Raw genomic sequence first — 24,899 nt, forward strand, 5'->3', positions numbered from 1 at the left:
ACCTGCGCGTCAGAGCACACCAAGCTCGTAAGCCCGCATCAGCGCGCCCTCACGGCTGGACGCGCCCAGCTTGCGGTAAGCGCTTTTCACCTGCGTGCGCACGGTGTTGACGGACACGACGAGCTTGCGCGCGACCTCCGCGATGGTCAGGCCGGCGTCCAGTTCGGTGAGTACCACGTGCTCGCGGTGAGTCAGCTCGACCAGGTGGACGCGTTCCGGGAACACCGGCCTGGCCAGCGCCAGACGCTGTGCTGCCTCGTCGGTCAGTGCAATCTCGCCCAGCCGGAACAGGTCCTCGCGATCGGCCGGTGACAACGAGGCGAGCGAGAGCACTTCATCGGGCGTACGCACGCGGCTGAGCAGCACAAGTGACTGACGAGCCTCGTCCCTGTCACCCATACGCAGCGCGGCGATCGCCCTGAGGAGCAGCATCTGCCTGGCGTCCCGGCGCGATGTGGTTTCGTGCCAGGACGTGCGCGAGGCCATCGCGCGGACTGCCTCGTATTCGCTGTTGAGCAGGCGGAGCCGGGCGGCAGGCAGCACGAGCCACGACGCCTGCGGGTCCGCCTCCTTGGTCAACTGGAGTGCGCGGGTGGCTTGGCCGGTTGCGATCAGCAGCTCGACCTGGGCGCGTCGCATCACCCGGACGGCGGTGCCTTGCTCGACAATCGCGGGCGCGTGACTGAGCCGGAGCGCGCCGAGATGGGCCAGCGAGGTCGCCGGATCGCCGAGGCGCAGCCCATGCGCGAACACCAACGCCGCCACGAAGGGCCAGACTTCCAGCTGCTTGGTACCGTCCCCGGTGATCCCCAGGCAGTCGGCGAGACTCGCCTCGTCGTAGCGGTCCAGCGCGTCCCAGCCTTCGGCGATCGTCCCGCCCACAGTGAGCAGGAACCGGACCCGCTCGGATGGCGACTCGATGCCACGCATTCGGTCAAGCCATTGCCGCGCGATGGCACCGTGACCAAGATGCCCGAAGATCATGGCGAGATTCGCGGTCGCGTTGAGTGCAGTGGCCGCCGTTATCGGCTCGACCGTCGCGTGCTGATACGCCTGGCGGTACAACTCCACCGCCGCTGGAAAGTCATCCATCAACGAACGCGTCAGACCTCGTTGCATGGAAAGCCAGCCAGTGCGCGGTACCGCGTCGACGCCGGGTAGCGGGCTGAGCTGCGCCGCGCGGACAGTGAGGCGTTCTCCCAGTTCCTCGGCCTCGGCACACGCCCCTTGCATGCGCAACCCGATCATCGCCGCGGTACCGACCGTGACCAATGTCGCCACCGAAGTCTCACCCGGTATGTCCAACGTCGCGGCCAAGCGGGTACCGAGTTCCGTGTAGTGGCGAAGGTACGCCCGGAGTTCGCTGGAGTGTGGTTGGTTCACCGCGTAGTAAGCGCCGATCCACGCGATCATCAAGCGTGGGCGCGCGCGTAGCTCCTCAGCCGGCACCAGGCTAAGCACGAAAAGCAGCCGAATGGCGAGTTCGCCCTCCACCGCGAGGATGTGCTGGTCGCACAGGGCTTCAAGCGCCGCCCAGTCCCGGTCCTCGGCGATCCTGGCCAGCGTTTCCGGTAAGTCGGCCCCCAAGACACGAACAGGTTGCGTTCCGTGCGGCACCGTTTCTGTCCTCCCCAGGCCAGACCGATAGATTTCACTCGCAACTACGAGGTGCTCGGGTTTTCCGCCCCGCTCACTCCAGATGGCAAAACATCACCCTGGCGCGCAGACGCAGTTGCCGTCACGTCCCACGACCAGGTGAACTTGGCCAACGTTCAGGCTAACGGTGCCGGGCAGGGCGAGTCGGCGATGCCGCCCCGACCGGCGCCTGAGCAGGCACGGGCCGACTTCTCGCACGTGCCAACATCGTCTGAACGGGCTACGCGCGGTGTGAGCTCGACGCCGACTCCCGCGCGGTCCATGTTCGGCATTGACTGGTTCGGCTCAGCGTCCAGGCCAACCACAACGGATCCACGTCCCTGCCTGGCTGATTGGCCAACGAGCTGGTGAAATTCGCCCAGGAACACCAGAAGTGGCTGAGGGGACCTTCCACTTGACGGAAGCCGCAGAAGATCCGGCATCGGTCCCACCTGATCGGAGGCTGCCTGCCGGCCACCGTCCTGATCATGGGCCACGACCTGACCACATCGCCGGACTCAAGGGTGGCCTGGCCAGTAGACTTCGGCACGAGATCCGGCACGGGGGTGTCTCAGTGCTTTTTGAAGTGATCGGCTCAGAGTGGGCACGCAACCTGGCTGCCGACGAACCCGAGCGGAACCCGGACGCGGAGCGGACAGTCCAAGGGGTACTGGCCTCGGTGTCGCCAGAGCAACTGACCTCCTACGTTCGTGACCGGACAGCCGAGCTCGTTGCCCATCGCGCGAACCTGCTGGCACACGCTCGAACCGAGGTGTTGGCTGGTCGGCGGGATGTCGAGCGGATCGGGCGGGTGCTGATCACGATCGGCCACCTCGCGGCCGAGGCTCGGGCCGCTGGGCACTTCCTGGTGGGATACGCACTGCGGTCGAGCAGCGCCGAGAGCAGACGGCACTTCGAGCTCGCGGTCGTCGCCTATCGCGACCTCCGGGCACCGCTCCTGGCCGCGCTGGCGGGCCTGGCCGCGGCGGCAGCGTCCTTGACCCCGGAGCGAATCCGGGATGACAGGACCATCGACGGTTTGCTGCGCGCGGTCACGGACATCGGCAGGGTTGACGCCGAATGCCGACGGCGGATCACCGGGCCGGTGGACGACTACGTCACGTTCCTCCGCCTCGGCCGCGAGCTGATGGACGGCGGGCCGGTGCCGTCCACCCTGCTGGCAGCCGCCGAGGACGAGCTCAACATCCTGCGCACAGCCATGGTCGCGGCGCTGCCGCGGCCCGAGCGCGCCGCGGCGATCGCGCGCTGGATTCAGGCGCTGCGCGGCCTGCCCGCCGACTCCGTGCTGGAGTTGGAGCAGCTGGTGGACATGCTGGCCGAGGTGCGGGACTGGGAGCCGCGGCTGGCACTGCTGCGCGACATGATCGCGCACGGCGACCGGCGGGACGAGACAGTGATCGAGCTCGCCCGGACGTTGACCGAGCTCAGGCGCTGGGACGAGGCGAGGGTCGAGCTGGCGGCCCGGCTCGGCGGCCGACCGGGGCCGGAACACGTTGAGCTGCTCCGGTTCATGGTGATGACGGGCTACACCGTGGGGGATCCTGAGACGCCCCAGTGGGCCCGGATGCTACAGGCGGTTGGCGGGGAGTTGCCGGAATCCGCGATGCCGCCGCCGACCATGTCGGCCGAGGCCGGACAGGCCAGGCAGCCTCGGCGGCGGCTGCTGGCCCGCTTCGAGAACGGCTCGCTGACGATCGATCCGTCGATCCCGGCCGGCGAGGTCAAGGAGCACATGATGGCCGCGATGGTCCTTGGCCTTGGGGCGCAGAAGGGTTCGGAACTGCTCGACGATCTCGCTGTGAAGGATCCAGCGCTGTACGAGAAGGTGCTGGACTACCTTCCGGCGGACGCGCGGCCAGTCTCGGAGGCCGATGCGCACCTGGCCGCGGCCGAGCAGCTCTTTCAGCAGCGCCGCTACCGCGAGGCGGTCACGGAGTACCAGGCGGCGCTGGCGGCCGATCCCGACCTCGAGTTCGCCCAGCTCGGCCTCGGCGACGCCTACTACATGCTCGGCGAGTACCGGATGGCGATCGCGCACTTCACCGAGTCGATTGCCATCCGGCCGACGCCACAGGCATTCCGGTTCCTCGGGGACGCGATCCTGCGCGGTCAGAGTGATCCGCACCGTGCGAAGCAATGCTATGAGCAGGCCCTCGAACTGGACCCCAACTATGGGGGAGCCCGCAACGCGCTGCGGCAGGTGACGCTGATGCTCGCCGAGGGCGGTGCGGATGGCCGCTGAGCCGGACTTCCAGGACCGCCTTGGCGCGCTCCTCGGACGACCAGCCCTGACGTGGGAACCGGCCGACTACCGCCAAAGCGCAGGCGAGCACGGGTCGACCGGCGACCTGTTGTTGGCGAAGTGCCGAGTCAATCCGAACATGGCGGGCTTCTTCGACATCGTCGAAGCCGAGTCCTGGCAGTCGTGGCTCGCCGCGGTGGCGGCGGACGCCCGGGAGCCGGTGATCATCGTGGTGCAGGCTCTGTCCATCACCTATCGGGACCAGGACCGGAACCTTGCCGCGGCGTTGCATTGGGCCGCGATCCACGTTCGGCTGGCGCGGTCGCTGCCGGACGGGTTCGGCCCGCGATCCAGCCGGGTGGGGTACAGCAAGGACCACTACCTGTACGCCGCGCTGGCCGGTCTGGCCAAACTGGAGGGCTTGCGTGGCGCCGTGGAGCGCGAGTACGCGCTGTTGCGCGAAGCTGAGAGCCACTACCACGCCGGGCAGGAAGCCCGCCGTCGCGAAGGCGTCACCGAGCGCCCGGCCGTCGAGCGGATCCTGGGAATCGGCAGCGGCCTGGAACACCTCTACCGAGACTTGTCCAAAGCCGCGTGGCGGATCGGCGACGAGGCCGAGGCGCGTCGGTACCACCTGCTCGCAAACGATCACCGCAACGACGACCGCACGGCGGACAGCGAGATCGCCGAGCTGATGCTCAGAGGCGAGTACTGGCTGGACATGGGCCAGGCCAACACCGCGCTCGGCTACTTCCAGGACGCCATCGCGCTCGCGGAGACCGAGCAGATGCACACCCACATCGTCCAGGTCACCGCGCAGGCCTACGACCGCATAGCAGAGGTGTACAACAGGCTCGGGGTGCCACGGACGGCCCTGCTCATGCTGGCCAAAGCCAGGGAGCTGATGATCGGCAGCGGGAAGTCCGGGTTCCTGGCCGGAGTCGAGGTCACGGCGGCCCGGATCCTCCGGACGAGCCCGCGCCTCGGTGTTGCCCTGGACCACTACCTGCGGGCCCTGGAGTACTACAGCGCCCCTGCCGAACCAGGTGCTGCCCATACCTGGACCGCACCAGACGGTCGCGTCCTGCGCGTGATCGACTTCGAGGGCGGATTCGGTGTCCTGCTGGCTGCCGCCGAGGTGCTGCGGGAGGACGGGCGGCGCGGCGAGGCAGTCGACTTCCTCCGCCTGGCGACGGCGATCGCCGAGTCCGTCCGCGGCAGCGCCCTGGACGAGGCCTCGCGGATCGCGGTGCAGGAGCAGCGCAGTGAGGCGCTCGTCGCCCTGGCCCGGATCCAGCTGGAACTGGCGCGGGAGACCGGTTCGCCGGACTTCGCCGACGAAGCGTGGCAGACCATGGAGACGCTTCGGGCCCGCACGTTCCTTGACATGGTCGGCGACACGGCCCTGGCCCTGCCAGCCGGCGTCCCCGCCGAGCTGGCCGCCCGCGAGGCCGAACTGCTGGAGCGCCGCCGTCGACTGCGAGCCGAAGCCAACCGCGACAACGGGTTCTGGGCCGCCCACGAGTCGATCGAGGCGGAGCTGGCGCAGGTCTGGCACTCGTTGGCCGCGCTGTCCCCGGAAACCGCTGAGTACGTGGCGGTGCGTCAAGCACGTCCGGCCTCGCACGCCGAGGTCTCCGCCGTACTGCGTGACCGGGCGCCTGAACCGAGCGGCCGGGCCGTCGCTGTGAACCTGTTCTTCCAGGACGACCAGACCCTGACACTCCTCGCGGTCGGCGGTGGCGACGCGCACGTGCGTGTCGTGTCCTCGCGGGTCGACCGTAGGCGGCTGACCAAATTCGCCGCCGCCAATTTCGGCTCGGCCTCGCGGGTGCGCGAACTGGCCACCGATCTGGAGGACCTGTTCCACCACGAGTTCGCAGGCGTCGTCGCGCCCTTCGCCGACCTGTGCGAGCCGGGCGACACGGTCGTGGTTGGCCTGACCGGGCCGCTGCACAACATCCCACTCGGCGCGGTGCGACTCGGCGATGACGTGCTGCTCGCGCGTAACCCGCTGGTGATCAGCCCGAGCGCGTCGTTGTTCCGGTCCTGGCGGCTGGCTATTCGTCACGGCGGTCAGGGTGGTCATGCCGTGTTCGGCGACCCGACCGGCGACCTGGCCGGGGCCCGAATCGAGGCCGCCGAACTGGCCGAGCGCTGGGGCGTCGCTCCGATGCTCGGCGCCGCGGCCACCGCCGAGGCGCTGCTCGCCGCACTCGGGTCCGCTGGATCCGTACACGTCGCGGCGCACGCGGCGTTCAGCGCCGAGGACCCACTGGCCTCCGGTGTGCGGATGGCCGACAGGGTGCTGACGGCTCAGGAGATTCTCGGGATCCGGACGTCAGGGCTTGATCTCGTTGCGTTGTCCGCGTGCGAGAGCGGCGTTTACCATGCCCAACGCTCGGAGGACCCCATGGGCCTTCCCCGTGCACTGCTGTTCGCGGGCGCCCACTCCGTCCTGGCCAGCTTGTGGAAGGTGCCCGACAGCTCGGCCTACCAGCTCATGACGGGGTTCTACTCCGGGCTGCGGAACGGCTTGCCGAAGGCGGAGGCACTGCGGCGAACGGCGCTCGCGGTGCGCGGACAGGACGAGCGGCTGGACCGGTGGGCGGGTTTCGTGCTCGTTGGATCATGGTTGTGACGCAGGAAGGGCAGCACGTGGACGAGGACTTCGCTATCGCCGCGTATTTCGAGCTGGAAGTGGACGAGCAGGACGACCACCGGTCGCATTACACCCCTGTCGAGGAACGCGCGTTGAGCCTGCTCGGCCGCGAGAACCGCGTTGGCGTGGCGATGCGCGCGCCCCGGCCGGCCGAGACCAGTGAGCCCGGGCAAGCCGCCTACGACATCGGACTGATGCTGGTGGTGCACGCGCACCCGGAGTGTCGGTTCGTGTGGTCGCGCCTGGTCGTGGACCTGTCGGACACACCAGGGGCGGTGATTGAGGACATGGCGCCCGCCGAGGTCGAGCACAACGCCGTGGAGGTGGAGACCCGAGTCGGCGCGGGGTTGAAGTTCACCACAGTGCTCAAGACGGTGGACATCGAACTGAAGCCCGAACTCGCGCGGAAGCGGACGGTGCACTTCCCGACGGTGACCGCCTCCGGCACCGGTTTCCGGAAGGCGTATTGGGACTTCATGGCGAACAAGGACAACTACCTTCACGCGAATCGGGAGTTGCGGCTGTTGGTGAGCGCGCCCGCCGGGGCACCGGTAGTGGCTTCGATGGCGTTGCGCGCTCGACTGCGGTTGCCCGGGCTGCCGAACCTGGTGCCGGTGCGGAAGCGGGCGAGTCTTGAGTCGACCGTGGAGCTGGTGTCCGAGGCTGTGGCCACGAATACCTGACCATCCGACATTCCCGCGGGCCACGTCGTGATCGCCTGCTCGAAGCGGCTCTAACCTGCGCCCAGGTGTTCGTTATGGCTGCTTTGTCCGTTCCTGTGTAGGCTCGGGGCCGGCGTACTCACGGCGGAGGGCGGATCTTGGGCGCGGACACCGGGCTGCTGGACGTCGTGGTGGTGGGGGCTGGGTTCAGTGGCCTGTACGCACTGGACCGGCTGCGGGCGCACGGCTTCGCCTGCCACGCCTACGAGGCGGCGGGTGGGGTCGGCGGAACCTGGTACTGGAACCGGTATCCCGGCGCCCGCTGCGATGTGGCGAGCCTGGACTACTGCTACCTGCACGACCGCGACCTCTACCGCTCGTGGGCGTGGACGGAGCGCTTCGCCTCGCAGCCGGAGATCCTGCGCTACGCCGAGCACTTCGCCCAGTCGCGCGGGCTCTACCCGCACATCACCTTCGGCACGGCCATCACCGCCGCGGCCTTCGACGACGGGCTGTGGCGGCTCACCACGGACCGCGGCGACACCGTCGTCACGCGGTTCCTGGTGACCGCCGTCGGCTGCATGTCCGCCGCGCACACTCCGCCACTGCCCGGGCTCGACCACTTCGAGGGCCGGGTGCTGCACACCGGCCGGTGGCCGCACGGGGAGGTGGACCTGACCGGCCGTGTCGGGGTCGTGGGCGTCGGCTCCTCCGGCATCCAGCTCATCCCCGAGGTGGCGCGGTCGGCGAGCGAGCTCACGGTGTTCCAGCGGACCGCGAACTTCAGCGTGCCCGCCCGCAACCGGCCGCTGACCCAGGCCGACCGCGACGCCGCGGTGGCCGGGTACGCCCAGCGCGTGGCGGAGGCCCGCACCACCCGCTTCGGGCACGCCGTCACCGGCACCGGCCAGGCGATCCTGGACACCCCGCCCACCGAGCGGGCCGCGGCACTGGACCAGCGGTGGGCGCACGGCGGCACGCACATCGTCGCCACCTTCACCGACACCGGCCGCGATCTCGAGGCCAACGCCGTTCTCGCCGACTACTTCCGTGACCGCGTCCGCGAGACCGTGCAGGACCCGGAGACCGCGCGGGCGCTGACCCCCACTGGCTACCCCATCGGCACGAAGCGCCTGTGCGTGGACACCGGCTACTACGAGACGTTCAACCTGCCGCACGTCCGCCTCGTCGACCTCCGCGAGGATCCCATCGCGGAAATCACCGTGGACGGCGTGCGCACCGCCCGCGGCCACCACCGGCTCGACACCCTCGTGCTCGCCACCGGGTTCGACGCGTTCACGGGTCCGCTGCTGCGCATGGGCATCACCGGCCGCGGCGGACACGCGCTCGCCGAGGAGTGGCGCGACGGCCCGCGCAGCTACCTCGGGCTCGCGGTCGCCGGGTTCCCGAACCTGTTCACCATCACCGGACCCGGCAGCACCCTTGTGCTCTCCAACGTCATGCGCGCGCTGGAACACCACGTGGACTGGGTGCTCGAAGCGCTGATCCACCTGCGGGACAACGGGATCACCGAGTTCGAGGCCGAGGCCGCCGCGCAGCGGGACTGGGTGGGGCAGGTCGCCGAACTGGCCGGGCGGACCCTCTACCCGCACACCGACTCCTACTACCTGGGGGCCAACATCGACGGCAAGCCGCGGGTGTTCGCGCCCTACGCCGGGGGCCTGGACGCCTACCGCCGCGCCTGCGAGGAGATCGCGCGCGAGGGCTACCGCGGGTTCCGGACCGCATGATCGTCGACGAGCAGCGCAGGCTCGGCGGTGCGGGCCTTGCGGTGCTGCTGCTTGCGGTGCTGCTGCCGATGATGGACTCGTTCATCGTCAACATCGCCCTGCCGACCATCGCCGAGGACCTCGGCGCCAGTGGCAGCGACCTGGAACTGGTCGTCGCCGGGTACGGGCTGGGGTTCACCGCCTTCCTCGTGCTCGGCGGCAGGCTCGGCGACGCCCACGGGCGGCGGCGGGTACTGCTCACCGGCCTGGTGGTGTTCACGGCCGCGTCGCTGCTGTGCGCGCTGGCCGCGTCCGGGCCGTGGCTGGTGGCGGCCCGCGTGCTCCAGGGCGCGTCGGCGGCCCTGATCCCGCCGCAGGTGCTGGGCACCATCCAGGCCGCCCTGCCCGAGAACCGGCGGCCGCGCGCGATGAGCCGCTACGCCGCGGTCAGCGGGCTCGCCGCGATCCTCGGGCTGGTGCTGGGCGGGGTGCTGGTGCACGCCGACCTGTGGGGCACGTCGTGGCGGCTGATCTTCCTCGTCAACCTGCCGTTGGGCATCGCGGCCGTACTGCTGGTCCTGCTGCTGGTTCCGGACACCCGCTCGACCAACCCGGTCGGCATCGACCTGCGCGGCACCGCACTGCTCACCGCCACGATCGTCCTGCTGCTCGTGGCGCTCAACCGGGGGCCGGTCCTGGGCTGGCCCTGGTGGACGCTGCTGCTGCTCGCGCTCGTGCCGGTCGCGGCGATCACGTTGTGGCGCACGGAGAACCGCGTAGTGCGGGCGGGCCGCGTCCCGTTGCTGCCGCCGTCGGTGCTCACCACACCCGGGGTGCGCGGCGGTCTTCTGCTGCTCGCGCCGTTCCTCGCCGCGTGGGCCGGGTACCTCTTCGCGCTGCCGCTGACCCTGCAACACGGCTTCGGCCTGGACCCGCTGCTCGCCGGGCTCGCGGTCGTGCCGATGTCGGCGGCGTTCCTGGTGGGCTCGTTCGCCGTGCCGGGACTGCGGGGCAGGCTCGGCGACCGGGTGCTCGGCGCCGGGGCGTTGGTGCAGGCCACCGGGGTGGCGTGGCTCCTGGCGGTGCTGCTCGCTGGGGCACCGGTGTGGGCCGTGGCGCCGGGACTGGTACTGGTCGGACTGGGGCAGGCGCTGGTGGTGGGGTCCTCCCAGATCTCGGTGCTCAGCGCGGTGCCCACCGCGTACGCCGGGGTCGGCGGCGGGGTGCTGGTGACCACCCAGCAGGGCGCGATGGCGATCGGGGTGGCCGGGCTCGGGTCGGTCTACCTCGGATTCGCCGGGGCGGGCCGCGAATCGGCGTTCGCCGTCGTGCTCGGGGTCCAACTCGTGGTGGCCCTCGCGGTGGCGGCGGCCGGGCGGCGCGCGGTCCTGCCCCGGTAGTACTTAGGGGTGGCTGGCGGGCTGCTCGTCAGCGGCGGGGGTGGGTTCGTGCTCGCCGAAGACCTCGCGCAGGGCGGCCTCGTGCTCGCTGGACAGGTTGGTGAACAGCAGTTCCGGCTTCTGCTGGCCGGCGAACGCGGCGCCCACCTTGTCCAGCACGGCGTTGGAACTGAGCACGAACAGCGCGGAGGTACCCGGTGTGACCCGATCGCGGATCCGCTGGATGAGCTCGCGGTCGATGCCGACGTTGCTCAGCGCCCCACCGAGCGCGCCCGCGGTCGCGCCGATCGCGGCACCGAGCAGTGGTACGAAGAAGATCAGGCCGAAGAGCATTCCCCAGAACGCGCCGCCCAGCGCACCGGAGCCGGCCAGGTTGTGCAGTTGGGTGGTCTTCGGCGTCTTCCGCTCGCTGGGCCAGCTCACTGTCGCGGCGTCGCGCACTGTGATCAGCTTGTCCCGTTCCACTGAGCGCAGCGTCTGCGCTGCCTGGCTCGCGCCGTCCGCTGTGTCGAACTGCCAGATGGTCAAGGTCTCCATGGTCGCCGTCCTCTCGGTGCGCGGTCAGTCGGTATCGCTCCCCACCTCAGCGCGGCGCGGGGCCGGTCGCATCACCCGTTCCGGGTGGTGACGGCACTGCCGTACCAGGCGACGGTGCGTGTCGAGGCTGAGGTGGGTGGTGGAATGCGCCGGACGAGACGGGGCGAGCGCGGGGACCGGGCTGGTGGCGGCGCCGGGGAGCACAGGTGAACCTGCACGTGCTCCCACTGGCCATCACGATGATGGCGGGACCGCAGATCATGTGCGCCCTGGTGCTGCTCACCGCCCGGCGGCCGGTGGCGGCCTCCGGCGCGTTCGTCGCCGGTGTCGCCGTCGCCACCTGCCTCGGCGTTGTGATCACGACGGGGTTGGCCTCCGCGCTCTCGCTCGGCGCGGGCCATCGGGAGGGGTCGTTCGGCAAGGTCCTCCAGTACGCGCTGGTGGTGGTGCTGGTCCTGCTGGCGCTGCGGAACTGGCGGAACCGGGAGACGGCGGATCCACCCGCCTGGCTGGGGTCCCTACAGTCCGCCGGACCCGGCAGGGCGTTCCGGGCCGGTCTGCTGCTGATCGGCCTGTTCCCCTCGGACGTGGTGGTGCTGTTCACCGTGGGGATCACCTTGTCGCAGGACCACGCCGGACCGTTGGCGGCACTGCCGTTCGTCCTGGCCACGGTCCTCATCGCGGCGGCACCGCTGCTGACCTACCTGCTCGTGCGCGACCGGGCCGAGGCCGCGGTGCCCGTGGTCCGCGACTGGCTGACCGGGCACGGCTGGCTGGTCAACATCATCGTGTGCCTGTTCTTCGCGGTGCTGATCCTGGTGTGAGCTGAGGTCTTTCGGCCCATCGCGACCTGTGGCCGCGGTTCTAGGGTGATTCAGTGGCGGCTAGCCCGGATTGGTCGACCGCGGTGCCCGTGCCGAAGGTGCGAGTGCCGCCGCTGCCGCGTGGGCTGGTCGGCGCGGACCGCCTGCGGAGCACGCTGCCCGGACTGCGGAGCGCGACCGCACCCCCGGTCACCCTCGTCTGCGGGCCCGCGGGCTGCGGCAAGACCACGCTGGTCACCTGGTGCGCCACCCAGTCCGGGGAGTTGCCGGTGGCCTGGGCCGATCTCGAACCCGAGGACAACGACCCCACGACGCTGCGCACGACGCTGCGGTCCGCCCTCGCGCGGATCGCTCCCGGCATCGACCGCACCACCCCGTCCACAGGTGGGGGATCCACTCGATTCGCGGGCGAGCTGGCCGAGGTGTTCGAGCACCTCCAGTCGGGTTGCGTGCTGGTGCTGGACAACCTGCACGAGCTGCGGGCCCCGGAGGCACTGCGCTGCCTGGACGCACTCGTCCGCAGACTGCCGCCGCAGTTGCGGCTGGTGCTGGTCAGCAGGCGTGAGCCGGAACTGGGCCTGTCCCGGCTGCGGCTGGCGGGCGCGGTGCGCGAGGTGTGCGCCAAGGACCTGGTGCTCGGCCGTACCGAGATCCGTGCGCTGCTCGCCGAGCACGGGGTGACGCCCTCCCCGCACGTGCTCGACGCGGTCACGGCCAAGACCGAGGGCTGGCCGACCGGGGTGCGGCTCGCGGCGCGGGCGCTGACCGGCAGCGCGGACCCGGCCGGGGTGCTGGCCCACCTCGCCGCCGACCGGGTGCTCGGCGACTACCTCACCGGTGAGGTCCTGCGCGACCTGCCCGAGGACCTGGTGCGGTTCCTGTCGCTGACCAGCGTGTGCGACCGGTTCTGCGCCGAGCTGGCCCAGGCGCTGACCGGACGCGCCGACGCCGCGGCGGTGATCGGTCTGCTGGAGCGGCGGGATCTGCTGCTCACCCCCTGCGGCGCGGACGGACAGTGGGTGCGCTGCCCCGAACTGCTGCGCCTGCACCTGAGGACCGCTCTGCGCAGGAGCGAGCCCGTACGGGCACGGGGGCTGCACCGGCTCGCGACCGGGTGGCTCGTCCGGCACGGCGACATGCCCGCCGCCCTGCGCCACGTGGCCGCGGGCCAGGACGAGGAGCTGGCCGCCCGGCTGATCGAGGCGCGCGGCCCCACCCTGCTGGCGTGCGGGGAGGCCCGCGGGCTGCGCCTGCTGGGCGACCGGCTCCCGCAGGGCCTGGTGGCCCGCCCGCGGGTGGCCCTGGTGCTCGCGCTGGCCGACCTCGCGGAGGGGGACGCGCCCGGCGCCGACGCGCGGTTGGCCGCTGCCCCGCAGCACCTGGTGGACCGGGACGAGGGTGCGTGCGTGCTGCGTGCGGTGGCCGAGATCCGCCGTGCGCGGTTCGGCGGCACGCCCACCACCGCGCTGGCCACCCTGCTGGAGACGAGGCCCGAACGGCTGCGCGACCCCGACCTGGTGCTGGTGGCCAGGACCGGTGTGGGGCTGGCCCAGCTCAACCTGGGGCACGAGCGGGCCGCCGAACACACGCTCACCGGCGTCCTGCACGCGGCATCGGCCGCCGGGCGCGACCAGATCGCGCTGGAGTGTCTGACCCGTCTGGCACTGGCCTCCCCGGGCCGGGGCGACTACGCGCGGATGCGCGAGCGCGCGGTGGCAGCGCTGCGGTTCGCCGCCGAGCGGGGGCTCACCGACAGCCACAGCTCGGCTTGCGCCCGCGTGGCCGCGGCCTGGGCGGCACACCAGACCCTGGACCCGATGGTGGGGCACCATCTGTCCCCGGTGATGGCGCAGTTGCTGGCCGGCCCGGTGGAGCCCGCGGTCGAGTTGGCCGCCCGAGCGCTCGCCCTCGTGCTGGCCGTGGAGCAGGGCAGGCAACCGCTGCGCGCCCTGGCCGCACTGCACGCCAGGTTCGCCTGTCTCACCAGGGACGTCCCGGTGCCGCCCGCGCTGATCGCGGCCGGTTCGACCATCGCGGTCGGTGCGGCCCTGTCCCTCGGGGAGACCGCGCGGGCGGTGGCGGCGGTGCAGCAGGCACGCGTGCGCCTGGGCGACAACGGCGATGTGCGGGTGCTGCGCGCGATGGTGCACAAGCAGCGCGGTCGCGCCCGTGACGTCCGTGCGGTGCTGCGCGCGGTCACCTGCGGCGAAGTGCCGGTGCACGTGGTCGAATCCGCGGTGCGGGCACACCTGATGTTCGCCGTGCTGGAGGAGGAGAACGGCGTGCGGGGCGGGGCGCGCCGATCGCTGGAGGCGGCGCTGGAGCTGGCTGGCCGCTCGCACGCGCTGCGGCCCTTCGTGGACACCGGTGCGGCCACCCGGCAGTTGCTGGCGGCCAACCTCGGCCGCCTGGGCAGTCTCGACCCGCTCGCCGAGGACCTGCTCGCCCGCATCCCGGCTCACCCCGCGTCCGGCCTGCCCGAGGGCCTCACCCCGCGGGAACGGGCGCTGCTGGAGGAGTTGCCCTCGATGCGTACGACCGGCGAGATCGCGCGGGACCTGTTCGTGTCGGTCAACACGGTCAAGACCCACCTGCGCAGCGTCTACCGCAAGCTCGGGGTGTCCTCGCGCCGAGCGGCCGTGGTCGCCGCCCGCAGCCGGGGCCTGCTCTGACGCCTCCGGTGACGGCTGAACGGGTGGTGTGCGGGGGAACCGGTTGTGAGGTGCCGGCGGCACGGGTTGGGTGCCACGGGTGCGCAATGACGTGTCGGGGACGGTGAACGGGCCTGTGCTCCAGGCCAGGGACTTCCACGGACCGGTCACGGTGACGACCCAGTCGGCACACCCCGGCATGGCCTCGGTGACGGCCCCGGTGGGGCGGCTGGAGCACGGCACGCGGGGCCGGGCGGCGTTGATCGAGCGGCTGACCGGGGCGGTGCTGAGTCCGGCGGGCCGCGTGGTGGTGCTGCACGCCGGCGGCGGCTACGGCAAGACGACGGTGGCGCTGCGGGTGGCCGAGCAGGTGGCGGACCAGGTGCGGGTCTGGTGGGTGGACGCGACGACCACGGCGAGCCTGACGGCGGGGCTGGCGGAGGTGGCGTTGCAGGCGGGCGCCCCACCGGCTTCGGTACGGGAGGCGTGGACGGGCACGAGGTCGGCGCCGGAGTTGTTGTGGCGCACGCTGAACGAGGTGCCGAACCGCTGGCTGCTCGTGCTGGACAACGCGGACGACACGCGGGTGCTCGCGGCGCAGGGGCAGCAGACGGCGGACTACACGGGCTGGCTGCGCGGGCCGAGGCAGGGCAGCGGCACGGTGCTGGTGACGACCCGCGACCAGGACCAGGCGGCGTGGGGCTCGGTGGCCGACCGCTACCCGGTGCCCGCGCTGGACCCGGTGGACGGCGCGGAGGTGCTGCTGGAGCTGGCGCCCACCGCGGGCAGCCGCGAGGAGGCGACGGAGCTCAGCCACCGGCTCGGTGGCCTGCCGCTGGCGCTGCGCCTGGCCGGGGCGTACCTGGCGAGCACGAGCGGTGCGCCCGCCCTGCCGGGTTTGGCGCAGCCACGCGGGTTCGCGGGCTACCAGGCCGCGTTCGAGCAGCGCTCGGTGGAGCTGACCGACGTGGGCACGCCCCGGGAGCGCGAGCAGCTCAGCCGCACCTGGGAGCTGTCGCTGGACCTGCTCGCGGAGCGCGGCCTGCCGCAGGCCCGCCCCCTGCTGCGACTGCTGTCCTGCCTCGCGGCGGCGCCGGTGCCGCACTTCCTGCTGGACGCCGCGGTGCTGGCGCGTTCGCCGCTGTTCCCGGAGCTCACCCCGCAGCGGCTGGCGGGGTTGCTCTCGGCGCTGACCAACCTGGGCCTGGTCCACGGGGTGGACACCGCGGTGCTGCACCCGGTGGTCCGGGACATGACCAGGCAGCAGCGCGACGTGCTCGACGAGCACGCGGGCTACGCGGAGCTGCACCTGCGCCTGATCGAGGCGGGCACGGCCGACCGCGAGCCGGTGGAACCGGCGAACTGGTCCTGCTGGGCCGCTTTGCTGCCGCACTGCCTGACGTTGGCGGAGAACGAGTTCCCGGTGGCGGCCGACCAGGCGCTGCTGGCGGTCGTGCAGCACCGCGCCGCGGACTTCGCCGACGCCATCGGGCACGCCCAGGACGCCTACGCGCTGTACCAGCGGGCGCTGGCGGTCCTGTCGCGCACCCAGGGGCCGGAGGCGGCCACCACGCTCACCGTGCGGCACAACCTGGCCGCGGTGCTGCGCGACCGGGGGGACCTGGCCAGCGCCGAGGCGGCGTTCCGGGAGATCCACGGGGTGCAGCAGCGGGTGCTCGGGCCCGAACACCCGAACACGTTGACCACCAGGCAGAACCTGGCCGGGGTGCTGCGGGACCGCGGGGACCTGTCCGGCGCGGAGGACGAGCTGCGCGCGGTGCACGCGGTGCGGCTGAGGGTGCAGGGCGCCGACCACCCGTCCACCCTGATCGCCCGCAACAACCTGGCGATGGTGGTGTGGGACAGGGGAGACCTGGCCAGCGCGGAGATCGAGTTCGGCGCGGTGCTCGCGGTGCAGCAGCGCGTGGTGGGCCCCGAGCACCCGAACACCCTGTCGGTGCGGCACAACCTGGCCTGCATCGTGCGTGACCGCGGTGACGTGCGGGCGGCCGAGGTGGAGTTGCGTGAGGTGCTGGCGGTGCGCGCACGTGTGCTGGGGGCCGAACACCCGGAGACCCTGAGCACCCGCAACAACCTCGCCTGGCTGTGGTGGATCCGGCACGACCTGGCCAGCGCCGAGGAGGCCTTCCGCGAGGTCCACGCGGCGCGCAGCCGGGTGCTGGGGCCCGAGCACCCCTCGACGCTGAACACGAGGCACGCCCTGGAGCAGGTCGCTGCGGCTCGGCGGCTGGATGTCAGACCCGAGAGCTAGTGTCCTGCGCCGGAAATCCGCCTACAAAATCGGGCGAGTGACTCGAGGATCTCTTCGGCGGTCTTGGTCCAGATGAACGGCCGTGGATGGGTGTTCCAGTCAGCGATCCAGACGCGGATGTCCTTCTCCAGCGCTTGGACGCTGCGGTGGGTACCTCGGGTGATCTTCTGGTCGCTGAGAAAGCCGAACCAGCGTTCGACCTGGTTGATCCACGATGATCCGGTCGGGGTGAAGTGCATGCGGAACCTGGGGTGCTTGGCCAGCCAGGCCTTGATCGCCGGGGTCTTGTGAGTGCCGTAGTTGTCACAGACCAGGTGGACGGCCAGCTCCGCCGGGACCGTCTTGTCGATCGTGATGAGGAACTTCTTGAACTCGGCGGCCCGGTGCTGACGATGCAACTCGGCGATCACCGTGCCATCGGCGACGTCGAACGCGGCGAACAGGCTGGTGATGCCATTGCGGGCGTAGTCATGTGTGCGCCGCTCAGGCATACCCGGCATCATCGGCAGCACCGGCTGGGAGCGGTCCAGTGCCTGGATCTGACTCTTCTCGTCCACGCACAGCACCACCGCCCGCTCGGGCGGATTGTGGTACAGGCCAACGACATCGACGACCTTCTCCACGAACAATGGATCGGTCGAGAGCTTGAAGGTCTCGGCACGGTGGGGTTTGAGCCCGAAATCGCGCCAGATCCGGCCGATGGTCGACTTGCTCAGCCCGGACTTCTCCGCCATCGACGCCCGAGACCAGTGTGTGGCGTTGCGCGGGGTCTCCTCCAGAGTCGCCACGATCACCTCTTCGACCTGGTCCACCGTGATCGACGGCGGACGGCCCGGCCGTTCCTCATCGACCAGGCCCTCCAGCCGATGCTGGAGAAATCGCCTGCGCCACTTGGTCACCGTCGACGGGTGAACCCGAAGATCCTCGGCGATCTGCTTGCCTGGCAGGCCGTCCGCGCACGCCAGCACAATCCTGCACCGCTGTGCCAGCACCTGCGACGACTTCGCCCGCCGCGCCCACCGTTCCAGCGTTACCCGCTCCTGCTCGGTCAACGTCACCTCAGCAGGAGGACGTCCAATCCGCGCCATCAACCCAGACTAGACTTATGTGGCGGATTTCCGGCGCACGACACTAGTGGCTCGCCTCGGAGCCTTGACCGTGTCTCGCCGGCGGCCACCCAGCCACGCCCGCCGACGCGGGCCGTGCCATGAAGGTGCCGTTCAGGACACTGGAGGTCCTGAACGGCACCTTCACGACACCGCGGCCTCGGCCCGGACCGGATACCAGGTCAACGATGCGCGACGCGCCGCTAGCGTGTTCCTCAGCATCCGATCCAGGGGAGGAATCGATGACCTTGCGTAGCAACGCGCTTTTCGCGGTTCCGGTGGCTGTGGCGGGTGGTGCCCGCGTGACTTCCCCTCACGGGGCACCACCCGCTGCGAGCCTAGCACGAATGAGAACATGTGTTCGAACATGGGATGACTGGTCACCCTGAGTAGACTTCTTTCGGGGCGGGTCAATCCGGACGGGAGAGCATGGGCCGCAACAACTTGCGCCGCAGGTGCCGCGAGGTGGTCGCGGGCATCGAGCTTCCCGTCCCCTTCACCGCCCAGGAGCTGTGCGAGCGGCTGGCCGAGCGACGGTCCCGGCCGCTGCACCTGCACGCGCTGCCGGTGCCGACCCCGCCGGGGCTGCCCAGCGGCATGTGGCTGGCCACCGAGCAGGCCGACCACATCCTGTACGACTCGCAGACCAGCAGGCTGCACCAGGACCACATCATCCTGCACGAGATCGGGCACATGCTCTGCGACCACGAGGCGGGCAACAAGGTGCTGCACCGCGAGCTGGACCTGGGCCTGGTCGACCCGGACCAGGTGCTGCGGGTGCTGCCCAGGGTGCACTACGACTCGCACCAGGAACAGGAGGCGGAGATGATCGCCAGCCTGGTGCTGGAGGGCATCGGCAGGCTGCCCGCACCGTCCCCGTTCACCGGGCTGCTCGCCGGGCTGGAGCGCTCGATCGGCTTCCGCAGGAGGTCCGGGCGGTGACGCTGGAGGCTGCGGGCACGTTCGCCATGTGGCTGGTGGTGCTGCTGCGCCTGCCGCAGGTCGTGCGCTACCGGGAGCAGCGCGCGCTGTGGGCCGCGGTGGCCCTGCTCGCGCTGCTGACCACGCTGTACGTGGACGCGGTGCAGGAGGCGCTGGCGCACCTGTTCGGCGCCTACGCGGTGTACCTGGGCACGCACCTGGTCAGCGTGGCCAGCGCCGCGGCCGTGCTGTCCTTCGTGTTGCTGGCCAACGGGTACCGGCGCCACCTGCGCTGGCTCTACGCCCTCGCGGCGATCACCGTGACGGTGCTGCTGGTGATCTACGTCAGGGCCGACCCGCACGACCCCCGCCCGGGGCACGCGGTGGAGTTGCCGCTGTTCTACTTCCTGCTGGTGTCCGGGTTCAGCGTGATCGCGCTGACCAGTTGCGCGGTGGTCTGCGGGCTGAGCAGCAGGCGGGTGGACCACCCGATGATGCGCTGGGGGCTGGCCCTGCTCGCGCTGGGCTGGGTGCTCAACGCCTCGCCCTGGCTGCTGAACCTGGTGTGGCTGCTCACCGGGGACCCGGACTGGATCGCCTGGTTCTCCCAGATCGACGGCCTGAGCGGGCTGTGCCTGGCGGTGGGCAGCGCCTGCCCGCTGGTGCCCACGATCGTCGACCAGGTCCGGGACCTGCGCGCGTACCTGCGGCTGAGCGCACTGTGGCGCTCGCTGACCGAGGCCGTGCCCGACATCGTGCTGGCCCCTTCGGCGCACCCGCTGGCCCCGCTGCGGTTCCGGCTGTACCGCAGGGTGATCGAGATCCGGGACGTCATGCTGGTGCTGCGCGGCTACGTGGACGAGGCCGACCTGTTCGACGGGCCGGGCACCGGGGCGGAGGGCACCGCGCACTGGCTGGCACTGGCTCGCGAGCACCGGGCCGCGGGCCGTGCACCGCAGGCCCAGCAGGAGAACCTGCTCGGCCCCGGCGGCGAGGACCTGGACCGCGAGATCGCCTTCCTGCTCGACGTCGCCGAGGCCTACCGTTCGCAGACGAGCACCCCAGGAGGAGTGCGATGACGTTCATCCAGCTGATCCAGTACCGGACGACCCAGCCCGAGGAGGTCGGCGAGCTGCTCGACCGCTGGATCGCCACCAGCGCGGGCAAGCGGACCGCGACCAGGACCAGGGTCACCCGCGACCGCAACGAGCCCACCAGCTACGTGGAGGTGCTGGAGTTCCCCTCCTACGAGCTGGCCATGGCCAACTCGACCATGCCCGAGACCAACGCCATCCACGAGCGGTTCGTGGAGCTGTGCGAGGAGGGGCCGACCTTCGTGGACCTGGACGTGCTGCGCGACGAAGCCCTCTAACTCCCGGGAGCGGCGGCGTGCAGGCGCAGGGCGTCGCGGCCGGGCGGTGCGCCGAACAGGCGCCGGTACTCCCGGCTGAACTGGGAGGGGCTGTCGTAGCCCACGGCGTGGCCGACGGCCGCGATGTCCTCGGGGGCGGCCAGGAGCTGGATGCGCGCCCGCTGTAGGCGCAGGTGCTTCTGGTACTGCACCGGGCTCATCGCGGTGACGGCGCGGAAGTGCCGGTTGAGGGTGGGCACGCTGACCCCGACCGCCTCGGCGAGGTCGGCGATGCGGATGGTGCGGTCGTAGCGCTGCCCGATCCAGCGGACGGCCTGCCCGACGAGGGACACCCGGCTGTCGGCCACCCCGATCCGGCGGATGGTCGCACCGTGCGGGCCGGTCATCAGCCGCCAGTGGATCTCGCGTTCCACGCCCGGGGCGAGCACGGCGAAGTCCTGGGGCCGCTCGACCAGGCGCAGCAGCCGCACCACGGCGTCCAGGAGTTCCTCCTCGGCATCGCCGGTGACGATTCCCGTTCCGGGGCCGTCCGCGGACCGGGGCGCCCCGGTCTCCAGCAGGAGTTGGGCGATGAGGGTTTCCCTGAGCGGCAGCCCCAGCCCGAGGAAGGGCTCGCTGCCGCTGGCCCGGGTGATCTGCGCGGTCACCGGCAGGTCGACGGTGGCGATCAGGTACTGGCCCGCCTGGTAGTCGTAGACGCGGTCGGCCAGCACGGTGCGCTTGGCGCCCTGCGCGATGAGGGCGAGCACCGGCCGCGTCACGTCTCCCAGCGGATGGGTGACCCGCGGCGTGGCGAACACGGTCATGCCCGGCACCCAGGCCGGGTGTTCGGTCCGCTCGCTGAGCCGGGCGATGCACTCCGCCAGTTCCCGCAGCGTTCTCACCCGACCAGTGAGCCCTGCTCGGCCCGTCCCGTCAAGTTGATTCGATCGTGCAATGCCACGAGTCGATCATTCTAGGAAGGGCAGGGGGTTCGGTGTTTGCATTGATGTCACTGGTAGACGGTTGACCGAATCCGTCAACGACTGAGCTGGAGCACCGCATGTCCTTGGACTCCTACGTCACCCTGGGCCGGTCGGGCCTGCGGGTGAGCCCGTTCACCCTGGGCACCATGACCTTCGGCGAGGACCACGGCTGGGGCAGCAGCCCGGAGGAGTCGACGAAGGTCCTGGCCGCCTACCTCGACCGCGGCGGCAACTCCATCGACACCGCCAACATCTACACCAACGGCCACTCCGAGAAGATCATCGGCGACTTCTTCGCCGCACGCCGCGACCTGCGCGACCGGGTCGTGATCGGGACCAAGTTCTTCGGCAACCTGCACGCGGGCGACCCCAACGGCGGTGGGGTCGGCCGCAAGGGGATCGTCCAGCAGTTGGAGAACTCGTTGCGGCGCCTGCGAACCGACTACGTCGACCTGTACTGGGTGCACAACTACGACCCGGTGACCCCGATCGAGGAGACCCTGCGCACCCTCGACGACCTGGTGACGGCGGGCAAGATCCGCTACATCGGCCTGTCCGACCTGCCCGCGTGGAAGGTCGCCGAGGCCGCCACCACCGCGCACCTGCGCGGCTGGGCCCCCGTCACGGCCCTGCAACTGGAGTACTCGCTGCTGGAGCGCACCAGCGAGGGGGAGCTGATCCCGGCCGCGCAGGGCCTGGGGCTGGGCGTGCTGCCGTGGAGCCCGCTCAAGAACGGCTTCCTGTCCGGCAAGTACTCCAGCACCGTGCCCGTCCCGGACGGCACCGCCCGCGTCGGCACGTCCGACTACTTCGCCCCGCCCGGCGCGAGCGACTACCCGGTGATCGACGCGGTCAACGAGGTGGCCGCCGAGCTCGGGGTCAGCGCGGCCTCGGTCGCGCTGTCCTGGGTGCACAACCGGCCCGGGGTCACCTCCACCCTGGTCGGCGCCCGGCGGCTGGAGCAGTTGACGGCCAACCTCGACGCACTGGAACTCACCCTGCCCGAGGCCCAGCGCGCCGCGCTCGACGAGGTGTCGACCCCGAGGTTGAACTTCCCGGCCGAGGTCAACCGCGCCGCGCCGATGCTCCAGTTCGGCGGGCTCACCGTGGACGGCCGCACCTCGCCGGTCTTCCCGGTGCTGGCGGGCGGCACCACCCGCTACTGACCGGGCGGGAACAGCCTGTCCAGGTTGTAGTCCACAGTGGACACGGCGTCCCGCTCGCTGATCAGCCCGAGCAGCAGGTCCTCGCCGAGGCCGTTGGCCATGCTCCACACCGTGGCGAACTCGCGGTCGGCGTCGAGGTGCTCGGGGGTGGTGCCCGCGCGCTGCGAGTCGCGGATCAGCCCCGCGAAGAACTCGGTGAGCCGCGGGGCCTCGGCGGTCTGGTAGACCTCGGCCAGTTCGGGATCGGCCAGCGCGCGCACGAAGTAGGCGGTGTGCACGAGCAGGGCGGTGCGCCGGTCGGCGTCCAGCGGCAGCAGTTCGAGCAGGGTGGCGCGCAGGATCGTGCGCGGGGACTTCGGCTCGGCTGAGGACTCGATCCGCTCGGTGATCCGTTGGTTGATCACCTTGTTGAGGTGTTGCAGCGCGTAGCGCAGCATGCCGTGCTTGGTCTCGAAGTAGTACTGCACCAGGCGCATGGACACGCCCGCCTGGGCGGCGACCTGGCGCAGGCTGACCGCCTCCAGGCCCTGCGCGCAGGTCAGCTCCCAGAGCGCGGCGGCGATCTCCTGCCGCCGCTGCTCGTGATCAACACGTCTCGGCACGCCCGCTACCCTGCCACACCGTGTTATGGTGCGATCGCACCATAAAAACCATGGGGGTGGAGATGAGCAAGCAGACCAACGAGGTGCTGCAGATCGCCGCGGGCTGGATCGGCATCCAGTGCGGGATCCTGCCGTTCGTGTTCAAGATCTTCGGTCACGGCGGGTCCTGGATCACGCTGCCGCTGTACCTGCCCGACCCGTACTCGCTGGTCGTGGCCGGGCTGGTACTCGTGTTCGCGGTCGCGGTGATCATCTGGCTGGACGCGCTGAAGAAGCGGGCCTAGACGGCCGCCTTGAGGGCGAACTGGGTGCGGTACAGCTCGGCGTAGCGGCCCTCTGCGGCGAGCAGCTGCTCGTGCGTGCCGCGCTCCACGATCCGGCCGTCCTCCACCACGAGGATCTGGTCGGCGGCCCGGATCGTGGACAGCCGGTGCGCGATCACCAGCGCGGTGCGGCCGTGCAGGGCCTCGGTCAGCGCGGCCTGCACGGCCACCTCCGACTCGGAGTCCAGGTGTGCGGTCGCCTCGTCCAGGATCACCACGCGGGGCCTGGCCAGCAGCAGCCGGGCGATGGTCAGCCGCTGGCGCTCGCCGCCGGAGAGCCGGTAGCCCCGCTCACCAACCACAGTGGACAGACCGTCCGGCAGGCTGTGCACCAGGTCCTCCAGCCTGGCCCTGCGCAGGGCGTCCCACAGCTCCTGCTCGCTGGCCTGTGGCCTGGCGTAGCGCAGGTTGGCCTCGATCGTGTCGTGGAACAGGTGCCCGTCCTGGGTCACCACGCCGACGGTCTCCCGCAGCGAGTCGAAGCCCAGGTCCCGGATGTCCACATCGGACAGGCGCACGGCGCCGGAGTCCACGTCGTACAGCCGTGGGATCAGCGAGGCCAGCGTGGACTTGCCCGCGCCCGAGGAGCCGACCAGCGCGACGAGCTGACCGGCCTCGGCCTTGAAGCTGATGCCGTGCAACACCTCCTGGCCGCCACGGGTGTCCAGGGTGGCCACTTCCTCCAGCGAGGCAAGGGAAACCTGGTCGGCGGCCGGGTAGCTGAAGCGCACGTCCTCGAACTCCACCGACACCGCCCCGGCGGGCACCGAGTGCGGGTTCGGGCTCTCGACGATCATCGGCGGCAGGTCCAGGATCTCGAAGACCCGCTCGAAGGACACCAGTGCGGTCATGATGTCCACCCGGGCGTTGGCCAGCGCGGTCAGCGGGGTGTAGAGCCTGGTCAGCAGCAGGGCCAGGGTCACGACGGTGCCCGCGGCGAGCTGGCCGGTCAGCGCCAGCCAGCCGCCCAGCCCGTAGACCAGCGCCTGGGCCAGTGTGGGCAGCAGGGTCATGCCGGTGAGGAACCAGCGGGTGGCCATCGCCGTGCGCACGCCGATGTCGCGGACCCGCGCGGCCTTCTCGCCGAACTCCTTGGCCTCGGCCGCGGGCCGCCCGAACAGCTTGACCAGGGTGGCGCCCGGCGCGGAGAAGCGCTCGGTCATCTGCGTGGTCATGCCCGCGTTCAGTCCGGCCGCCTCCCGGCCCAGCTCGGCCATCCGGTTGCCCATCTGCCTGGCGGGCAACAGGAACGCGGGCAGCAGCACCAGTGCCAGCACGGTGACCTGCCAGGACAGTGTGAGCATGACGCCCAGCGCCAGCGCGAGCTGGATCAGGTTGGTCACCAGCCCGGACAGCGAGGAGGTGAACGCGCGCTGCGCGCCGATCACGTCGTTGTTGAGCCTGCTCACCAGGGCGCCGGTCCTGGTCCTGGTGAAGAAAGCCACCGGCATGCGCTGCACGTGTTCGAACACCGCGCGGCGCAGGTCGTAGATCAGGCCCTCACCGATGCGCGAGGACTGCCAGCGCTCCAGCAGCCCGGTCAGCGCGCCGACCACGGCCAGGACGGCGATCAGCACCGCGGTGCCGACCACCGCGCTCACCGCCGCCTTGTTGATGATCGCGTCCACGACCTGCCCGGCCAGCACCGGGGTGCTGACGGCGAGCAGGGCGTCCACCACGGTCAGCCCGAGGAAGATCCCGAGCTTGCCCCAGTGCGGTCGGGCGAATTCCAGCACTCGGCGCATCGTGCCGCGCCGCACCTGTTCGGGCGCCTCGGCGCGGCTCATCGCCCCGCGCATGAGCATCCA

At 71.0% G+C, this 24,899-nt stretch carries 19 protein-coding genes; 13 read left to right on the forward strand and 6 right to left on the reverse strand.

Translation table 11 applies throughout. The features are described from left to right. Nucleotides 1-9: 9 nt before the first annotated feature. Nucleotides 10-1,617 (reverse strand): helix-turn-helix transcriptional regulator, encoded by a 1,608-nt coding sequence (locus tag KALB_RS11895; protein ID WP_030110602.1) that lies wholly within the window; start codon nt 1,615-1,617, stop codon nt 10-12. 592 nt (nt 1,618-2,209) lie between these two features. Between KALB_RS11895 and KALB_RS11900 the strand changes: the two genes are divergently transcribed. From KALB_RS11900 to KALB_RS11920, 5 genes are all read left to right on the forward strand, one after another. Beyond that, the gene (locus KALB_RS11900) at nt 2,210-3,898 is read left to right on the forward strand and encodes a tetratricopeptide repeat protein (RefSeq protein WP_148309441.1); all 1,689 of its coding nucleotides are present in this window, start codon (nt 2,210-2,212) and stop codon (nt 3,896-3,898) included. After that, on the forward strand, nt 3,888-6,539 hold the full coding sequence (locus KALB_RS11905) for a CHAT domain-containing protein (protein ID WP_148309442.1): 2,652 nt from the start codon (nt 3,888-3,890) through the stop codon (nt 6,537-6,539). The genes KALB_RS11900 and KALB_RS11905 overlap by 11 nt, the downstream gene beginning before the upstream one ends. Further along, entirely contained in the window at nt 6,536-7,243 is a 708-nt protein-coding gene (locus tag KALB_RS11910) for a hypothetical protein (protein ID WP_148309443.1), read from the forward strand. The genes KALB_RS11905 and KALB_RS11910 overlap by 4 nt, the downstream gene beginning before the upstream one ends. A 137-nt stretch (nt 7,244-7,380) precedes the next feature. Then, a complete protein-coding gene (locus KALB_RS11915; RefSeq protein ID WP_025355943.1) occupies nt 7,381-8,973 on the forward strand; it encodes a flavin-containing monooxygenase in 1,593 nt (530 codons plus the stop codon). Continuing rightward, nucleotides 8,970-10,352: an MFS transporter gene (locus KALB_RS11920; protein ID WP_025355944.1), complete on the forward strand. Its 1,383-nt coding sequence runs from the start codon at nt 8,970-8,972 to the stop codon at nt 10,350-10,352. Before KALB_RS11915 ends, KALB_RS11920 begins: the two co-directional genes overlap by 4 nt. Nucleotides 10,353-10,355: 3 nt before the next feature. Here the strand turns inward: KALB_RS11920 and KALB_RS11925 are convergent, their stop codons facing one another. After that, nucleotides 10,356-10,889 (reverse strand): DUF1269 domain-containing protein, encoded by a 534-nt coding sequence (locus KALB_RS11925; RefSeq protein WP_025355945.1) that lies wholly within the window; start codon nt 10,887-10,889, stop codon nt 10,356-10,358. 206 nt (nt 10,890-11,095) lie between these two features. On the opposite strand from KALB_RS11925, the gene KALB_RS11930 reads away from it, so the two are divergent. The 3 genes from KALB_RS11930 to KALB_RS49810 all read left to right on the forward strand — a co-directional run bounded on the left by KALB_RS11930 (nt 11,096) and on the right by KALB_RS49810 (nt 16,636). Then, nucleotides 11,096-11,713, forward strand: coding sequence for a GAP family protein (locus KALB_RS11930; protein WP_025355946.1), 618 nt, complete (start codon nt 11,096-11,098; stop codon nt 11,711-11,713). Nucleotides 11,714-11,802: 89 nt separating this feature from the next. After that, nucleotides 11,803-14,385, forward strand: a complete 2,583-nt coding sequence (locus KALB_RS11935) for a winged helix-turn-helix domain-containing protein (RefSeq protein ID WP_158510737.1) — start codon at nt 11,803-11,805, stop codon at nt 14,383-14,385. A gap of 79 nt (nt 14,386-14,464) precedes the next feature. Further along, nucleotides 14,465-16,636 (forward strand): tetratricopeptide repeat protein, encoded by a 2,172-nt coding sequence (locus tag KALB_RS49810; RefSeq protein ID WP_042220329.1) that lies wholly within the window; start codon nt 14,465-14,467, stop codon nt 16,634-16,636. Here KALB_RS49810 and KALB_RS11945 read toward each other — a convergent pair. After that, nucleotides 16,633-17,724 (reverse strand): IS630 family transposase, encoded by a 1,092-nt coding sequence (locus tag KALB_RS11945; protein WP_025353938.1) that lies wholly within the window; start codon nt 17,722-17,724, stop codon nt 16,633-16,635. The genes KALB_RS49810 and KALB_RS11945 overlap by 4 nt on opposite strands. Before the next feature lie 447 nt (nt 17,725-18,171). Here KALB_RS11945 and KALB_RS11950 point away from each other — a divergent pair, with 447 nt between their 5' ends. From KALB_RS11950 to KALB_RS11960, 3 genes are read left to right on the forward strand one after another with little or no spacing between them, the layout of a single operon-like run. After that, entirely contained in the window at nt 18,172-18,684 is a 513-nt protein-coding gene (locus KALB_RS11950; RefSeq protein ID WP_025355949.1) for a hypothetical protein, read from the forward strand. Continuing rightward, nucleotides 18,681-19,742, forward strand: a complete 1,062-nt coding sequence (locus KALB_RS11955) for an MAB_1171c family putative transporter (protein WP_025355950.1) — start codon at nt 18,681-18,683, stop codon at nt 19,740-19,742. The genes KALB_RS11950 and KALB_RS11955 overlap by 4 nt, the downstream gene beginning before the upstream one ends. Beyond that, entirely contained in the window at nt 19,739-20,035 is a 297-nt protein-coding gene (locus KALB_RS11960) for a hypothetical protein (RefSeq protein WP_025355951.1), read from the forward strand. Before KALB_RS11955 ends, KALB_RS11960 begins: the two co-directional genes overlap by 4 nt. Here the strand turns inward: KALB_RS11960 and KALB_RS11965 are convergent. Next, entirely contained in the window at nt 20,032-20,919 is an 888-nt protein-coding gene (locus tag KALB_RS11965; RefSeq protein ID WP_236650238.1) for an AraC family transcriptional regulator, read from the reverse strand. The genes KALB_RS11960 and KALB_RS11965 overlap by 4 nt on opposite strands. Before the next feature lie 158 nt (nt 20,920-21,077). Here KALB_RS11965 and KALB_RS11970 point away from each other — a divergent pair, with 158 nt between their 5' ends. Then, nucleotides 21,078-22,166, forward strand: a complete 1,089-nt coding sequence (locus KALB_RS11970; RefSeq protein WP_025355953.1) for an aldo/keto reductase — start codon at nt 21,078-21,080, stop codon at nt 22,164-22,166. Here the strand turns inward: KALB_RS11970 and KALB_RS11975 are convergent. Continuing rightward, complete coding sequence (locus tag KALB_RS11975; protein ID WP_025355954.1) at nt 22,160-22,768, reverse strand: TetR/AcrR family transcriptional regulator; 609 nt, start codon at nt 22,766-22,768, stop codon at nt 22,160-22,162. The genes KALB_RS11970 and KALB_RS11975 overlap by 7 nt on opposite strands. Nucleotides 22,769-22,818: 50 nt before the next feature. Between KALB_RS11975 and KALB_RS11980 the strand changes: the two genes are divergently transcribed. After that, nucleotides 22,819-23,052 carry a hypothetical protein gene (locus tag KALB_RS11980; RefSeq protein WP_025355955.1) on the forward strand — a complete coding sequence of 78 codons (234 nt, stop codon included), beginning with the start codon at nt 22,819-22,821 and terminating at the stop codon, nt 23,050-23,052. Here KALB_RS11980 and KALB_RS11985 read toward each other — a convergent pair. Beyond that, complete coding sequence (locus KALB_RS11985; protein WP_030108516.1) at nt 23,049-24,890, reverse strand: ABC transporter ATP-binding protein; 1,842 nt, start codon at nt 24,888-24,890, stop codon at nt 23,049-23,051. The two genes, KALB_RS11980 and KALB_RS11985, sit on opposite strands and share 4 nt — an antisense overlap. Between the last annotated feature and the right edge of the window lie 9 nt (nt 24,891-24,899).

Origin of the sequence: Kutzneria viridogrisea DSM 43870 (assembly GCF_000525635.1) — a bacterium.
GTDB lineage: Bacteria > Actinomycetota > Actinomycetes > Mycobacteriales > Pseudonocardiaceae > Kutzneria > Kutzneria viridogrisea.

Excerpts from the sequence above, each read along its gene's own strand:
- KALB_RS11905 (WP_148309442.1), top strand. The coding sequence starts at position 3,888 with ATGGCCGCTGAGCCGGACTTCCAGGACCGCCTTGGCGCGCTCCTCGGA.
- KALB_RS11920 (WP_025355944.1), top strand. The coding sequence starts at position 8,970 with ATGATCGTCGACGAGCAGCGCAGGCTCGGCGGTGCGGGCCTTGCGGTG.
- KALB_RS11925 (WP_025355945.1), bottom strand. The coding sequence starts at position 10,889 with ATGGAGACCTTGACCATCTGGCAGTTCGACACAGCGGACGGCGCGAGC.
- KALB_RS11945 (WP_025353938.1), bottom strand. The coding sequence starts at position 17,724 with ATGGCGCGGATTGGACGTCCTCCTGCTGAGGTGACGTTGACCGAGCAG.
- KALB_RS11950 (WP_025355949.1), top strand. The coding sequence starts at position 18,172 with ATGGGCCGCAACAACTTGCGCCGCAGGTGCCGCGAGGTGGTCGCGGGC.
- KALB_RS11960 (WP_025355951.1), top strand. The coding sequence starts at position 19,739 with ATGACGTTCATCCAGCTGATCCAGTACCGGACGACCCAGCCCGAGGAG.
- KALB_RS11970 (WP_025355953.1), top strand. The coding sequence starts at position 21,078 with ATGTCCTTGGACTCCTACGTCACCCTGGGCCGGTCGGGCCTGCGGGTG.
- KALB_RS11980 (WP_025355955.1), top strand. The coding sequence starts at position 22,819 with ATGGGGGTGGAGATGAGCAAGCAGACCAACGAGGTGCTGCAGATCGCC.
- KALB_RS11985 (WP_030108516.1), bottom strand. The coding sequence starts at position 24,890 with ATGCGCGGGGCGATGAGCCGCGCCGAGGCGCCCGAACAGGTGCGGCGC.